Origin of the sequence: Microbacterium sp. CFBP9023 (genome assembly GCF_034045055.1) — a bacterium.
Classification (GTDB): Bacteria; Actinomycetota; Actinomycetes; order Actinomycetales; family Microbacteriaceae; genus Microbacterium.
Window position 1 is genome coordinate 650,386 of the sequence record NZ_JAXCWI010000001.1, and the last position, 14,539, is coordinate 664,924.

Sequence of the window (14,539 nt, forward strand, 5' to 3'; positions counted from 1 at the left end):
CGGTCACCCTAACGGCAGTTCAGGCGTCGGCCAGCGCGTAGCCCTCCTCGCCGTGGACGACCTGGTCGACACCGGCGATCTCGTCTTCGCTCGTGATGCGGAAGCCGATCGTCTTCTCGATCGCGAAGCCGATGATGAAGGCGACGACGAAGGAGTAGATCAGCACACCGAGCGCTGCGATCGCCTGGACGGCGAGCTGACGTGCGTCGCCTCCGACGAACAGACCGGTCTCGGTGGCGAAGAAGCCGAGGTACAGCGTTCCGATGAGGCCACCCACCAGGTGGATGCCGACCACGTCGAGCGAGTCATCGAAGCCGAGACGGAACTTCATCTCGACCGCCAGGGCGCAGACGATACCGGCGACGGCACCGAGCAGCAGCGACCATCCGGGCGTCAGGTTCGCGCAGGCCGGGGTGATGGCGACGAGACCGGCGACCGCGCCGGACGCTGCACCGACCGAGGTTGCCTTGCCGTCCTTGATGCGCTCGATGAGGATCCAGCCGAGGATCGCGGCCGCCGTGGCGCCGAGGGTGTTCAGGCCGATGAGTCCGACGCCGCCCATGTCCTCTGCGAGCCACTCGGCGCCGGCGTTGAAGCCGAACCAGCCGAACCACAGCAGCGCTGCGCCGAGGAGCGTCAGCGGCACGTTGTGCGGCTTGAGGATGCCCTTCTGGAAGCCGATGCGCTTGCCGAGGACGATCGCGAGGGCGAGAGCCGCGGCGCCGGCGTTGATGTGCACCGCGGTACCACCGGCGTAGTCGATGACGCCGATGCCGCTGTCCTCACCGAACAGCGTGGTGCCGAGGTTCATGATCCAGCCGCCGCCCCAGACCCATGCGGCTACGGGGAAGTATCCGACGGTGGCGAAGACACCGGCGAAGATGAGCCAGCTGCCGAACTTCGCGCGGTCGGCGATGGCGCCCGAGATGAGCGCGACGGTGATGATCGCGAAGGTCGCGCCGTAGGCGACTCCGAGAAGTGCGACGTTCGAGCCCTCACCGGCCGCGAGGCTCGAGAGACCGAAGTCGGCGAAGGGGTTGCCGGCGAATGCCGTCGGGCTGTCGACCGCGCTCATCGAGAATCCGAAGAGGATCCAGAGGACGGCGACGAGACCGATCGAGCCGAAGCTCATCATCATCATGCTGACGACGCTCTTGGCCTTGACGAGACCGCCGTAGAAGAAGGCGACGCCGGGCGTCATGAGCAGTACGAGGGCGGTCGCGGTGATCGCCCAGGAGATGTTGCCTGGAGCATCCATAGTCAAACCTCACATTCGGGAAACTGAGAGCTTCAGTGTGACGAGGCCCGATTTCCGGAATGCGTGAGGTTTGTTGCGGTGGCGTTACAGAGACGCCGCGTGTGTGAACACTGCGTTACGCGACACTGCGATCCGCGTGTGTAAGTGCATTGAGTCTGGAGACAGCGCGCAGATATTTCTTGCGATATCCCCCGTTCAGCATCTCTTCTGCGAAGACCTGGTCGAGGCTCACACCGGTGGCGACGATCGGGATCTGCGCGTCGTACACGCGGTCGACGAACGCGACGAAGCGCAGAGCCTCCGACTGATCGGTCAGGACCCGCACATCCCGCAGGCCCACGAGATCCAGCTCGGCGATGATCCGCAGATACCGCGAGGGGTGCACCCGGGCCAGGTGACGGATGACGTCGGCGAAGGAATCGTCGGACGCGTTTCCGTGCCCCGCCCCCTCGTCGATCGCGCGGGCATAGGAATCGTCGTCGCTCACGACGGCGTGCCCGTCGAGCGCCCGCTGGCGGAAGTCGACACCGTCGATGCGGATCGTCTGGAAGCTGTCGGACATCGCGTGGATCTCTCGGAGGAAGTCCTGTGCGGCGAAGCGGCCCTCACCCAGTGCGTTCGGCGGAGTGTTCGAGGTCGCCGCGAGCTTGGTGCCGGTGGGAACCAGCTCACCGATGAGCCGAGTCATGACCATGGTGTCGCCCGGGTCATCGAGTTCGAACTCGTCGATGCACAGCAGGTCTGCACCCTTGAGCAGGTCGACGGTGTTCTTGTAGCCGAGCGCGCCGACCAGAGCCGTGTACTCGATGAACGAGCCGAAGTACTTCCTGCGCGCGGGCATCGCGTGATAGATCGACGCCAGCAGGTGGGTCTTGCCGACGCCGAATCCGCCGTCGAGATAGACGCCCGGCTTCGTCTCCGGCTCCTTCTTGGCTCGGCTGAAGAATCCGCCCCGCTTGAGCGGAGCACCGCGTCCGGCGAACCGGATGAGCGTCTCCTTGGCGTCCTCCTGCGAGGGGTAGGCCGCATCGGCACGATAGCTCTCGAACGTCGCACCGTCGAACTGCGGCGGCGGCACGAGGCTGGCCAGCATCTCGGGACCGGTGACGGTCGGCTGTCGATCTGTCAGGTGCACGATGCCCGTGCGGCTGGGCGTGTCGGTCATCACGGTCCTGTGTCGGGGGCGCACCTGTGTCGAAGTCTTACGAATCGGGTGCAGGGCGCACGGCGTGGATCTATCGTCGAAGTATCGGCTCCACATTACGCCGTCGTCCCCTGCATCATCGCCGCTCACCGTCTGAGGAGATCCCTGTGGCCATCGAGTTCGACACCACTTCGTCAAAGTTCGCCGAGTACGCCGAGCCCGGCCGTCTCGTGAGCACCGAGTGGCTGGCCGAGCGCCTCGGCACACCGGGCCTGGTCGTCGTCGAATCCGATGAGGACGTGCTGCTGTACGAGACGGGCCACATCCCCGGGGCCGTGAAGGTCGACTGGCACACCGAGCTCAACGATCCCGTCGTGCGCGACTATGTCGACGGCGAGGGCTTCGCGAAGCTGCTCAGCTCCAAGGGGATCTCCCGCGACGACACCGTCGTGATCTACGGCGACAAGAACAACTGGTGGGCCGCCTACGCGCTCTGGGTCTTCTCGCTCTTCGGCCACGAGGACGTTCGGCTGCTCGACGGCGGACGCGATCGCTGGATCTCCGAGGGCCGCGAGATCACCCGGGACGCCCCGCAGATCACGCCGACGGAGTATCCCGTGGTCGAACGCGACGATTCGGAGATCCGCGCATACAAGGAGGATGTCCTCGCTCACATCGGCAGCCCGCTGATCGATGTGCGCTCTCCCGAGGAGTACAGCGGTGAGCGCACCACCGCACCGGCCTACCCCGAAGAGGGAGCCCTGCGCGCGGGGCACATCCCCACCGCCCAGAGCGTGCCGTGGGCGAAGGCCGTGGCTGAGGACGGCGGCTTCCGGTCGCGGGCCGAACTCGACGCGATCTATCGTGACGGGGCCGGACTCGCCGATGGCGACGAGGTCGTCGCGTACTGCCGCATCGGAGAGCGCTCGAGCCACACGTGGTTCGTCCTCAAGCACCTGCTCGGATTCGAGAACGTCCGCAACTACGACGGCTCGTGGACCGAGTGGGGCAGCGCGGTGCGGGTCCCGATCGTGACCGGCGCGGAGCCCGGATCCCTCTGATCGTGGGAGAATGACAGGGATGAGCACCACGCACGTTCCTGACACCCTCGCCGAGATCCGCGACGGATTCCTCGAGACCCCCGAGGCGGATCGACTGCTGCTCCTGCTGGAGTACTCGGACGAGCTGCCGGAGGTCTCCGAAGAGGTCGCGAATCACCCCGAGATGTGCGAGCGCGTCGCGGAGTGCCAGTCACCGGTCTACATCTACGTCGAGGTCGCCGACGGAATCGTGACCATGCACGCCACCGCCCCGCCCGAGGCGCCGACCACGCGCGGATTCGCGAGCATCCTCGTGCAGGGCATCTCCGGCCTCACCCCTGACGAGGTTCTCGCGATCCCCGACGACTATCCGCAGTCGATCGGTCTCACCCGCGCGGTGTCGCCGCTGCGCATCGGCGGCATGACCGGCATGCTGATGCGCGCCAAGAAGCAGGTCATGCAGAAGCGCTGAACCCCTGCGCTGCGAGCCATCCGGTGATGGCATCGCTCCACCCTGCCTGGTCGTAGTTCCAGATCTTGGTGTGCCGGGCGACCGTGAAGCGGGGCATCGTGACCAGGTCGGGTCTGGCCTGCTCGAGTGCGTGCGATGCATCGGCGGGCACGAATCCGTCGTCGTCGCTGTGCAGGATGAGGATGGGCACCGACAGCTCGTCGGCGCGCGACACCATGTCCAGGCTGTCGAACGGGATCGCGTTCTCCGCGCCGCTGAGCCGCGCGGTGAACGGGACGGACAGTGCGCCCATCGCGAGGTCCGGCAGCGGTGCGTGCATGCCGGACTCGCGCGCTTGGAATCGCAGCACGCTGCGCCAGTCGATCACCGGCGACTCGAGGATGAGACCGACGATGCGGTCGCGGTTGCCCGAGTTCAGGGCGGTCTGCATCGCGACCGCTCCGCCCATCGACCATCCCATCAGGATCACTCGATCGGCGCCGTGTCGGAGCGCATACGACACCGCCGCATCGACGTCGCGCCACTCCGAAGCCCCCAGAGCGTACGCACCGCTTCGGCTGCGCGGCGCCTCACCGTCGTTGCGGTATGAGACGACGAGGTTCGGGAAGCCCGCGGCATGCAGCACGGGGACGGCACGAAGGCACTCGGCTCGGGTGACCCCTCGTCCGTGGACCTGGATCACCCACGTCGAGGAGTCGGCCGGGAACAGCCAGGCGGGGCATGGCCCGGCCGGGGAACCGATGAGCACGTTCTGCGAGGGCAGGTGGAGCTCGCCGGGAGTGGAGTAGTACCAACCGCTGAACGCCGCGCTCCTGTCGACGCGGGCGCCCGGTTCGATCTGCGTCAGCAGCTTGCGCCTCACGGTGGTGGCATCAGCGCTCAGCACCGCGCCGAGCTTGACGTAGCCATACGTTCCCGAGGTGAAGAGTCCGTATCGACCCGGGAGCTCGGTGTCCCGCGTCCGGGTGAGCTCGATCGTCTGCGCCCCGGTGTCGACGGCGAGGATCTCGACGTTCGCCGGTCGCTTCGCCGGCATGACGACCCGACGGGCGACGCTGAAGACGAGCAGAGCCAGCGCCGTCCCCAGAGCGAGCAGAGCAGGGACAAGGAGTGCAACGGCGTGCCTGAGACTCTTCATCGCTTCCTGACTCTAGCCTGTTGCCGTGACCGCACACCCCGATGCCGGGACGATCTTCGACGCCGCCGTGGCTGAACTGCGCGACATCGCCTTCCGCTCAGACATCACCATCCGCGAGATAGCGACGCCGCAGGGCCTCGCTCCGCACGCCCTCGCCCTCGCAGCCGACGTCCGCCCGGACGACGGCGGAGAGTCGGCATACGGGACGGGACGTTTCGTTCTGCTGCATGATCCCGACAACCCGGCCGCATGGGACGGCGACTGGCGGATCGTGATCTTCGCCCAGGCGCCGCTCGAGACCGAGATCGGCACCGACCCCCTGCTCGCCGACGTCACGTGGTCCTGGCTCGTCGATGCACTCGACTCGAGAGGCGCCGGCTACCACTCCGCGTCGGGCACGTCGACCAAGACCCTGTCGAAGGGGTTCGGCGGACTCGCCGACGAAGGAGACGGCGCACAGATAGAGTTGAGGGCGTCCTGGACACCCGAGGGCCCCTTCACACCCCATGTCGAGGCCTGGGTCGAACTGGTCGGGATGCTGGCGGGTCTTCCGCCCGGTTCCGAGGGCATCGCCGTTATCGGCGCGCGAAAGGCAGCACGTGACTGAATACTCCGTGATCTCCGACGTCTCGGAGTTCCACGCGGCATGCGCCGCACTGGCCGCAGGAACTGGGCCTGTCGCCGTGGACGTCGAGAGGGCATCCGGATTCCGCTACTCCCAGCGCGCCTATCTCGTGCAGGTGTTCCGCCGCGACGCGGGGGTCTTCCTGTTCGACCCTCCCGCTCTCGGCGACTTCAGCCCTCTGCAGCAGGCCATCGGCGACGCCCTGTGGGTGTTCCACGCCGCCAGCCAGGATCTTCCGTCTCTGCGCGAACTCGATCTGCTCCCCCACACGATCTTCGACACGGAGCTCGCATCGCGACTGCTGGGTCATGACCGAGTCGGACTCGCCGCGGTCGTCGAGAACACGCTCGGCATCACGCTCAAGAAGGAGCACTCCGCGGCGGACTGGTCGACCAGACCCCTTCCCGCTGCATGGCTCGAGTACGCGGCACTCGATGTGCTGCACCTCATCGACGTCTACGAGGCTCTGGAGGCGGAGCTCGAGGAGCAGGGGAAGACCGAGTACGCGGCCGAGGAGTTCGCCGCCACGCTCGCCCGACTGCCGAAGCCTCCTCGCGAAGACCCCTGGCGACGACTCAGCGGACTGCACCAGGTGCGCGGCGCGCGGAACCTCGCGGTCGCTCGCTCGCTGTGGCAGGCTCGCGAGAGCTTCGCCCAGGATCAGGACGTCTCTCCCGGCCGTCTGGTGCCGGACCGATCGCTCATCGCGGCCGTGCTGGCGAACCCGCAGAGCAAGCAGGCGCTCGCGGGGATCAAGGAGTTCCAGGGCCGAGCGAGCCGCACCCAGCTCGACCGCTGGTGGCAGGCGATGGTCGACGGACGTGCCACGGAGGAGCTTCCCCGGGAGCGGGTTCCCAGCGATACGCTGCCGCCGCCGCGAGCCTGGTCCGATCGCAATCCGGAGGCCGACGCGCGACTCAAAGCCGCCCGCCCGGTCGTCGAGGCCACGGCCGAGGAACTCGGGATGCCGACCGAGAACCTGCTCACCCCCGATCACCTGCGCCGTGTGGCGTGGGATGTACCGGGAACGACGCCCGAGGCCATCGGCGAGGCACTCGCCGCGCTGGGTGCCCGCCCGTGGCAGATTGCACAGACTGCACAGAAGATCGCGGACGCCTTTGTAGAGGCGACGCAAACGCCCGACGAGGCGTCCGCACCGGCTTCGTAGGTTCGATCCAACCGATTCCTCCCCGTTTCCGGCCCTCCATAGACTGAGGCCACCGCACAAACTTGGAGGCAGAGTGGCCGAGATCTCGGACGTCTTCTTCGTCGATGGAGTGCGCACCCCCTTCGGGCGCGCCGGCGAAAAAGGCATGTACTGGAACACCCGCGCTGATGACCTCGCCGTCAAGGCGACCATCGGCCTGATGGAGCGGAACGCAGCCGTTCCGGCCGACCGCATCGACGACGTCGCCATCGCCGCGACCAGCCAGACCGGAGACCAGGGCCTGACCCTCGGGCGCTCCGTGGCGATCCTCGCAGGACTCCCGCAGACGGTGCCCGGACTCGCCGTCGAGCGCATGTGCGCGGGAGCGATGACGAGCGTCACCACGATGGGAGCATCGATCGGGGTCGGCATGTACGACTTCGCGCTCGCCGGCGGGGTCGAGCACATGGGTCACCACCCGATCGGCGGCAACGCCGACCCCAACCCGCGATTCGTCGCGGAGCGCATGGTCGACCCCGGCGCTCTGAACATGGGTGTCACGGCCGAGCGCATCTTCGATCGCTTCCCGCACCTCACCAAGGAGCGCTCAGATCGATTCGGCATGCTCAGCCAGCACAAGGTGCAGGCGGCGTACGACGCGGGCAAGATCCAGCCGGATCTCGTGCCCGTCGCGACCAAGACCGCCGACGGCGCATGGGGCCTGGCGACGGAGGACGAAGGTCGTCGTCCGCAGACCACCATGGAGGACCTCGCGGCCCTCAAGACTCCTTTCCGCCCGCACGGCCGTGTGACCGCCGGAACCTCGTCGCCCCTCACAGACGGCGCCACGATGTCACTGCTCGCCGGAGGCGGCGCGGTCAAGGAGTTCGGTCTCGCGCCGAAGATGCGCATGGTCTCGTTCGCCTTCGCAGGCGTGCAGCCGGAGATCATGGGAATCGGCCCGATTCCCTCGACCGAGAAGGCCCTGAAGAAGGCCGGACTCACGATCGCCGACATCGGCCTGTTCGAGCTCAACGAAGCCTTCGCCATCCAGGTGATCTCGCTGCTCGACCACTTCGGCATCGCCGACGATGACCCCCGCGTCAACCAGTGGGGCGGCGCGATCGCGCTGGGCCACCCGCTCGCGGCATCCGGCGTGCGTCTGATGATCCAGCTCGCGGCGCAGTTCGCCGAGCGACCCGATGTGCGCTACGGCCTGACGGCCATGTGCGTCGGTCTCGGACAGGGCGGCTCGGTCATCTGGGAGAACCCGCACTTCGACGGCAAGAAGAGGAAGTAAGCCTGATGGCCCACTCGATTTCCGAGCAGTACGCGAACGTGGACTTCTCCCCCATCCAGGCGCTCACCGACGGCGAGGTGATCACGCACTCCCCCGTGCGTGACATCCGTCTCGCGTCGGGCAAGGTGCTCGCACTGATCACCCTCGACAACGGACGCGACCACACGCGTCCGAACACTCTGGGGCCGGCGACGCTCACCGCCCTCGGTGAGACGCTGGACGGCCTGGCCGCTCGTGCGTCAGCCGGCGAGATCCAGGCGGTCGGCATCACCGGCAAGCAGTACATCCTGGCCGCCGGCGCCGATCTCTCCGACATCAGCAAGGTCGGGTCGCGGGACAACGCTCGCCTGATCGCGCAGCTCGGCCACAAGGTGCTCGGAAAGTTCGGGGAGCTCGGCGTTCCGTCGTTCGCCTTCGTGAACGGACTCGCACTCGGAGGCGGACTCGAGATCGCACTCAACTCGACCTACCGCACGGTCGACGCCTCCGCCGCGGCGATCGCACTCCCCGAGGTCTTCCTCGGCATCATCCCCGGCTGGGGCGGCGCCTACCTGCTGCCCAACCTGATCGGGATCGAGAACGCCCTCGAGGTGGTCATCTCGAACCCGCTCAAGCAGAACCGGATGCTGAAGCCGCAGCAGGCGTTCGACCTCGGCATCGTCGACGCGATCTTCCCCGCCGCGAACTATCTCGAGAACTCGCTCGCGTGGGCGGACGCCGTGCTCGGCGGCAAGAAGGTCGAGCGCAGGAACGAGCCGGGCAAGATCGAGCGACTCACGAAGTGGCCGATCGCCATCAAGATGGCACGCGGCATGCTGGAATCGAAGATCGGCACCGTCCCGAAGTCGCCCTACGCCGCACTCGACCTGCTCGACAAGGCCAAGAGCGGCACCAAGGCGGAGGGCTTCGCCCGTGAGGACGAGGCGCTCGCCGAACTCGTCACGGGCGACAAGTTCGCAGCATCCATGTACGCCTTCGACCTCGTGCAGAAGCGTGCGAAGCGTCCGGTGGGAGCCCCCGACAAGGCACTTGCGAAGAAGGTCACGAAGGTCGGCATCATCGGCGCTGGTCTCATGGCGAGCCAGTTCGCCCTGCTCTTCGTGCGCAAGCTGCAGGTGCCGGTACTCATCACCGACCTCGATCAGGCGCGCGTCGACAAGGGCGTGGCCTACATCCACGAGGAGATCGGCAAGCTCGAGGCCAAGGGCCGCCTGGATGCGGACTCCGCGAACAAGCTGCGCGCGCTCGTGACCGGGACGACGGACAAGAACCTTTATGCGGACTGCGACTTCGTCATCGAGGCCGTGTTCGAGGAGGTCGGCGTCAAGCAGCAGGTGTTCGGCGAGATCGAGAAGATCATCGCCGAGGACGCGATCCTGGCGACCAACACCTCCTCGCTCTCGGTCGAGGAGATCGGCGCGAAGCTCGCTCACCCCGAGCGCCTCGTCGGCTTCCACTTCTTCAACCCGGTGGCAGTGATGCCGCTGATCGAGATCGTCAAGACACCGACGACCTCGGAGGCGGCGCTCTCGACCGCGTTCGTCGTCGCGAAGAATCTCGGCAAGAACGCGGTCCTCACCGCCGACGCGCCGGGCTTCGTCGTGAACCGTCTGCTGGCCAAGGTCATGGGCGAAGCGGCTCGCGCGGTGTACGAGGGCACCCCGATCACGGATGTCGAGAAGGCCTTCGCGCCCCTCGGACTCCCGATGGGTCCCTTCCAGCTGATCGATCTCGTCGGATGGAAGGTCGCCGCCCACGTGCAGGACACGATGGCGCACGCGTTCCCCGATCGCTTCTACGCAAACGAGAACTTCCACGCTCTCGCGGAGCTCGACGGGGTCATCGAGAAGGACAAGGGCGGTCGTGTGACCGGCTGGACGAAGCAGGCCGAGAAGCTGCTGAAGCCCGCTGTCGGCAAGACGCCCGCGTCGGCCGAGACGATCCTGCAACGGGTGCAGGACGGCCTTGCGAGCGAGATCAAGATGATGCTCGACGAGGGCGTCGTACCCGAGGTCGAGGACATCGACCTGTGCCTGATCCTCGGCGCGGGCTGGCCCTTCATCGATGGTGGGGCTTCGCCCTACCTCGACCGCGAGGGCGCCTCGCAGCGCGCGTTCGGCGGAGAGTTCCACACTCCGCAGATCCGCGGCATCGAGCACCGCTGAGCTGAACCTCTGGGGGGCCGCCGTCCGGCGGCCCCCTTTTCCGTGTCTACGGTGCAGGACGCTCGTCGAGCTCACCGGAACGCGGCCAGAACGACATCGCTCTCTCAGCGAGCGCGGTGATCGTGAGCGACGGATTCACCCCGGGATTCGCGGGAACCGCTGCGCCGTCCATGACGTGCAGCCCCGGGTGACCCCACACCCGGTGGAAGGGGTCGACGACACCGGTCTCGGGCGCCCCAGAGATCACCGCTCCGCCGAGGAAGTGGGCGGTGAGCGGAATCCCGAAGATCTCGGGCCAGGATCCGCGAGGCTCGGCGGCGACCCCGCCGTCCTTCTCGACACGCGCGGCGATCGCCGAAGCCGCGCGATGAGCCTGCGGAAGATGACTGGGGTTCGGTTCGCCGTGCCCCTGCGCGCTCGTCATGACCATCCGCCCGAATCTGCGCCGGAGCGACAGAGTGAGCGAATTGTCCAGGGTCTGCATCACGAGTGCGATGATGCCCCGTTCGCTCCAACGTCGGAGCGAGCCCAGGCGAAACTGACGGATCGGTGCGCGGACGACCTGGCCCAGCACACTCACGAGACGGCCTCCGAGACCTCGGTCGCCCGGCACCATCAGCGATGCGAGGGCCCCCATCAGGTTCGATCCCGGCCCGTACCGCACATTCTCGACGTGAGTGCTCTCGTCGATGTGGAACGAGGTCGTGATCGCGACACCGTGCGCGAGTTCGAGGGACGCCGGAACGGCGACGGCGACGGCACCGTCGAGAGCCTCGGAGTTGGTCCGCGTCAGGCGACCCACCGCATCGGAGACCCGTGGAAGGGCCCCGGACAGCTTCATCCGATGCAGCAGCTGTTGCGTGCCCCAGGTTCCCGCGGCGAGCACCACCTGACGCGCGCTCACGGTGCGACGGTCGCGCCGGAACCACGCTCCGCTGCGCTCCGTCGTCACGGCGAAGCCGCCGTCTGCCAGGGCACGCACCTCGGTGACGGTGCGCAGCGCTTCGATGACGGAGCCTCGCCTCTGGGCCAGAGCCAGGTAGTTCTTCATGAGCGTGTTCTTCGCGCCGACGCGGCATCCGACCATGCAGTTGCCGCAGAGAGTGCATCCGGTGCGGTCCGGCCCCTCCCCACCGAAGAAGGGATCGGGCGTTCGAACTCCCGGCGCGCCGAACCAGACCCCGACCGGCGCGTGTCGGAATGTGCTTCCTACGCCGAGATCTTCGGCCGCTCCTGCCATGATGCGCTCGACGGGTCCGGAGTGCGGGTAGCGCTCGACCACCCCGAGCATCCGCTTCGCCGTCGCATAGTGCGGCGCCAGCTCCTCCTCCCAGTCTGCGAGAGCGCCCCACTGCGGATCCGCGAAGAACGCTCCGCCGGGCTGGTACAGCGTATTGGCATAGTTGAGAGACCCTCCGCCCACGCCCGCCCCGGCGAGGATCATCACGTGCGGCAGGCGATGGATGCGCTGGATGCCGAAACAGCCGAGCCTCGGTGCCCACAGATAGCGGCGGACGTCCCAGCTGGTCTTCGCGAAGTCCTCGTCCTCGAAGCGTCGGCCCGCCTCGTACACGCGGACACGGTAGCCCTTCTCCACGAGCCGCAACGCAGCGACCGATCCGCCGAACCCCGAGCCGATGACGACGACGTCCTCGTCGAAGTCCTGGGCGTGGTGAGGAGAAGCCGACCTGTGGTTCACGGTGTCCCTCCGGCACCCGAGGGGACGAGGACGGTCAGCGCGGAGCGCCGGATTCCGATCGTGCACTCATCTTCGGCGATGCGCTCTCCGTCGGCGTAGACGACGAGTCCCGGCGCGCTCACTGTCACGGTACGAGCCTGGCGCCGCGTCACCTCCGGTCGAGCGAGATGCACTCCGCGCAGCAGGAGCGGGAACAGCCGCAGCAGGCGGAGCCGGGTCAGCGGCGCGACGTGCACGATGTCCAGCATCCCGTCGTCCGCGGCGGCGCCCACGCAGAGAGGCATGCCACCTCCGTAGCTCGGCGTATTGCCCACGGCGACGAGCGTTCCCGGCACGTGAACCGGCTCCGCGCCATCGAGGGAGACGGTGAAATCCATCGGCCGCAGTCGCACGAGCTCCACGACCAGCGCCAGGTAGTAGCGCAGCACGCCGCGCGGCCAGCGCAGCCGATTGGTCCGATCGCTCACCTTCGCATCGAACCCGAGGGCGGCGATCGTCAGGAACAGATCGACGCGGTCGGCGGCGCGGACTTCGCCGACATCGATCGTGCGCGGGATACCCGTCAGAGCGAGCTCGGCCGCAGCGACCGCGTCGCGACGCGGCAGGCCCAGGGCTCGAGCGAGGTCGTTGCCCGTGCCCGCAGGCACCAGGACCACCGGAACCCCCGCAGCGCAGACCACGTCGAGGATGCCGGACAGCGTGCCGTCTCCGCCCACCACGACGAGCACCCCCGGGCGCGCGTCGAGCGCCCGAGTCGCCAGGAGCCGACTCGATGCCGCCGACTCGCCCGTGTACGCCCGCACGTCCGCTCCTCGGGATCGCAGGTGCGCCACGGCGACCTCGGTCTCTCGGGCACCACGACCTTTTCCTGCGAACGGGTTCGACAGCACCGCGATGTGCTCAGCCACGTCCGCGCGACCGATCCGACGAGATGACCGCTCCCGGGTTGAGGATCCACGTCGGATCGAGCTCCCGCTTGATGGCCGCGAGGATTCGCACCCCCGTGTCTCCGATCTCCTGCTCCAGCCAGGCGGCATGATCACGACCGACCGCATGATGATGGCTGATGGTACCGCCCGCCGCGAGCAGCGCATCGTTCACGCGTCGCTTGATCTGCGTCCAGGTGTCGAGCGGTTCGGATCGGAGGTTCGCGATCACCGTGAAATACAGCGAGGCTCCGGTGGGATAGACGTGCGAGACGTGGCACATCACGTACGACCGGGCGCCGGCATCCTCGAATCCTGCGCGAAGAGCCGACGTGACCGCCGCTCTGAGGTGCAGCAGGTTCGACCAGGTGGTCGCCGTCTCGAGCGTCTCGCAGAACACTCCTGCATCCAGCAGCGAGTCGCGCAGATACGGACCGTCGAAGCGCCCGGAGAGCCACCCCTCTGCGGCGCCCTCACCCGACGAGATCCCACCGGCCGCCGCCAGGATCGCCGATGTGCGCCCCCGACGCTCGGCGATGTCGTCTCCCTCATAGACGGTGACGAGGCTCGCGCCCTTCGCGAGGGCCTGCCCGATCCGACCGACCTGGGCGAGGCTGACCGCCGTCTCGGCTTCATCCGACAGACGCAGCACTGTGGGGCCGCCACCGTGCTGCGTCACGCGGCGCAGTCCCTCGACGCCCTGCGTGAAGTCCGCGAAGGTCCAGGCTTCGAAGAGGCGGTCGCGCGGTACCGGATGAACGCGCACTCTCACTTCCGTGATGACGCCGAACATGCCCTCCGACCCCAGGAAGACGCGGACGAGATCGGGCCCGGCTGAAGATCCCGGCGACCGTCCGAGCTCGATGTCGCCGGTCGGCGTCGCGACTCTCAGCCCGGTGACCATGGAGTCGAATCGCCCATGCCCTGCCGAGTTCTGACCTGACGAGCGTGCAGCGGCGAACCCTCCGATCGTGGCGTACCGGAAGCTCTGGGGGTAGTGACCGAGTTCGAACCCCCTGGCCGCTAGCAGAGCCTCAGCATCCGGCCCCGTCGTTCCGGCGGCGAGAATCGCTTCGCCGCTCGCCTCGTCGAAGTGGATGAGGCCCGAGAGCCGGCGCAGATCCAGGCTGACGACAGCGCGGTGCGTGCCGCGTTCGGGATCGAGAGCGCCCACCACGCTCGTCCCACCGCCGAACGGGACCACGGCTATCCTCCGGTCGACGCACGCCCGGAGCACCGCCGCGACCTCATCGTGGGTTCCCGGCAGCACCACCGCGTCAGGGGAAGTCTGCTGAGGTCTACGGCGCCGGAGAAGGTCCGGCGTCGAACGTCCCCCGGCATGGCGGATGCGCGTCTCGCTCGAGATGTCGATGTGCTCCGCGCCGACGACGGCGGCCAGTCCCTCGAGATCGTCCTCCTGGAGCGACGACTTCGCGAGCGCCACCTCGGCGAGTTCCACGGGCGTCGCGGGCCTGTGCACGCGACCGAGCAGCAACGGCAGCATCATCCGGACGGCGCGCGGCAGATCCGACGCCCTGGCGGGATCGCCCCAGCCGTTCCATCGCATCTCCGTCGTCACGGCAACCCTGCCGTTCTCTGAGCCCATGCGTTACAGTGTGACAGAT

Annotated in this window: 12 protein-coding genes; 6 read left to right on the forward strand and 6 right to left on the reverse strand. The window is 67.7% G+C overall.

The window, feature by feature from the left end:
* Positions 1-19 precede the first annotated feature (19 nt).
* Positions 20-1,258, reverse strand: a complete 1,239-nt coding sequence (locus SOM10_RS03175) for an ammonium transporter (RefSeq protein ID WP_053096211.1) — start codon at positions 1,256-1,258, stop codon at positions 20-22.
* 115 nt (positions 1,259-1,373) lie between these two features.
* On the reverse strand, positions 1,374-2,423 hold the full coding sequence (gene zapE / locus SOM10_RS03180; RefSeq protein ID WP_056278794.1) for a cell division protein ZapE: 1,050 nt from the start codon (positions 2,421-2,423) through the stop codon (positions 1,374-1,376).
* Between the two features lie 146 nt (positions 2,424-2,569).
* On the opposite strand from zapE, the gene SOM10_RS03185 reads away from it, so the two are divergent.
* On the forward strand, positions 2,570-3,463 hold the full coding sequence (locus tag SOM10_RS03185; RefSeq protein WP_320488361.1) for a sulfurtransferase: 894 nt from the start codon (positions 2,570-2,572) through the stop codon (positions 3,461-3,463).
* 19 nt (positions 3,464-3,482) lie between these two features.
* Positions 3,483-3,914 carry a SufE family protein gene (locus SOM10_RS03190; RefSeq protein ID WP_072591311.1) on the forward strand — a complete coding sequence of 144 codons (432 nt, stop codon included), beginning with the start codon at positions 3,483-3,485 and terminating at the stop codon, positions 3,912-3,914.
* On the opposite strand, the gene SOM10_RS03195 is transcribed toward SOM10_RS03190, so the two are convergent.
* Positions 3,898-5,052, reverse strand: a complete 1,155-nt coding sequence (locus tag SOM10_RS03195; protein WP_056278797.1) for an alpha/beta hydrolase family protein — start codon at positions 5,050-5,052, stop codon at positions 3,898-3,900. The genes SOM10_RS03190 and SOM10_RS03195 overlap by 17 nt on opposite strands.
* A gap of 25 nt (positions 5,053-5,077) precedes the next feature.
* Here SOM10_RS03195 and SOM10_RS03200 point away from each other — a divergent pair, with 25 nt between their 5' ends.
* The 4 genes from SOM10_RS03200 (at position 5,078) to SOM10_RS03215 (ending at position 10,289) form a co-directional block, all read left to right on the forward strand.
* Positions 5,078-5,659 carry a DUF3000 domain-containing protein gene (locus tag SOM10_RS03200; RefSeq protein ID WP_056278798.1) on the forward strand — a complete coding sequence of 194 codons (582 nt, stop codon included), beginning with the start codon at positions 5,078-5,080 and terminating at the stop codon, positions 5,657-5,659.
* Positions 5,652-6,845: a ribonuclease D gene (locus SOM10_RS03205; RefSeq protein ID WP_320488363.1), complete on the forward strand. Its 1,194-nt coding sequence runs from the start codon at positions 5,652-5,654 to the stop codon at positions 6,843-6,845. Before SOM10_RS03200 ends, SOM10_RS03205 begins: the two co-directional genes overlap by 8 nt.
* Before the next feature lie 73 nt (positions 6,846-6,918).
* Positions 6,919-8,124: a thiolase family protein gene (locus SOM10_RS03210; protein WP_053096225.1), complete on the forward strand. Its 1,206-nt coding sequence runs from the start codon at positions 6,919-6,921 to the stop codon at positions 8,122-8,124.
* A gap of 5 nt (positions 8,125-8,129) precedes the next feature.
* Positions 8,130-10,289: a 3-hydroxyacyl-CoA dehydrogenase NAD-binding domain-containing protein gene (locus SOM10_RS03215; protein WP_320488365.1), complete on the forward strand. Its 2,160-nt coding sequence runs from the start codon at positions 8,130-8,132 to the stop codon at positions 10,287-10,289.
* 46 nt (positions 10,290-10,335) lie between these two features.
* Here SOM10_RS03215 and SOM10_RS03220 read toward each other — a convergent pair whose 3' ends face one another.
* The 3 genes from SOM10_RS03220 to SOM10_RS03230 are packed head-to-tail and all read right to left on the reverse strand — an operon-like array spanning position 10,336 to position 14,520.
* Positions 10,336-11,988: a GMC family oxidoreductase gene (locus tag SOM10_RS03220; protein ID WP_320488367.1), complete on the reverse strand. Its 1,653-nt coding sequence runs from the start codon at positions 11,986-11,988 to the stop codon at positions 10,336-10,338.
* Complete coding sequence (locus tag SOM10_RS03225; RefSeq protein WP_320488369.1) at positions 11,985-12,896, reverse strand: YegS/Rv2252/BmrU family lipid kinase; 912 nt, start codon at positions 12,894-12,896, stop codon at positions 11,985-11,987. The genes SOM10_RS03220 and SOM10_RS03225 overlap by 4 nt, the downstream gene beginning before the upstream one ends.
* On the reverse strand, positions 12,889-14,520 hold the full coding sequence (locus SOM10_RS03230; protein ID WP_320488371.1) for an FAD-binding oxidoreductase: 1,632 nt from the start codon (positions 14,518-14,520) through the stop codon (positions 12,889-12,891). Before SOM10_RS03230 ends, SOM10_RS03225 begins: the two co-directional genes overlap by 8 nt.
* Positions 14,521-14,539: the final 19 nt, after the last annotated feature.

Bases quoted from the DNA above. Each gene is read 5' to 3' on its own strand.
- SOM10_RS03175 (WP_053096211.1), bottom strand. From the start codon at position 1,258: ATGGATGCTCCAGGCAACATCTCCTGGGCGATCACCGCGACCGCCCTC.
- zapE (WP_056278794.1), bottom strand. From the start codon at position 2,423: ATGACCGACACGCCCAGCCGCACGGGCATCGTGCACCTGACAGATCGA.
- SOM10_RS03190 (WP_072591311.1), top strand. From the start codon at position 3,483: ATGAGCACCACGCACGTTCCTGACACCCTCGCCGAGATCCGCGACGGA.
- SOM10_RS03195 (WP_056278797.1), bottom strand. From the start codon at position 5,052: ATGAAGAGTCTCAGGCACGCCGTTGCACTCCTTGTCCCTGCTCTGCTC.
- SOM10_RS03215 (WP_320488365.1), top strand. From the start codon at position 8,130: ATGGCCCACTCGATTTCCGAGCAGTACGCGAACGTGGACTTCTCCCCC.
- SOM10_RS03230 (WP_320488371.1), bottom strand. From the start codon at position 14,520: ATGGGCTCAGAGAACGGCAGGGTTGCCGTGACGACGGAGATGCGATGG.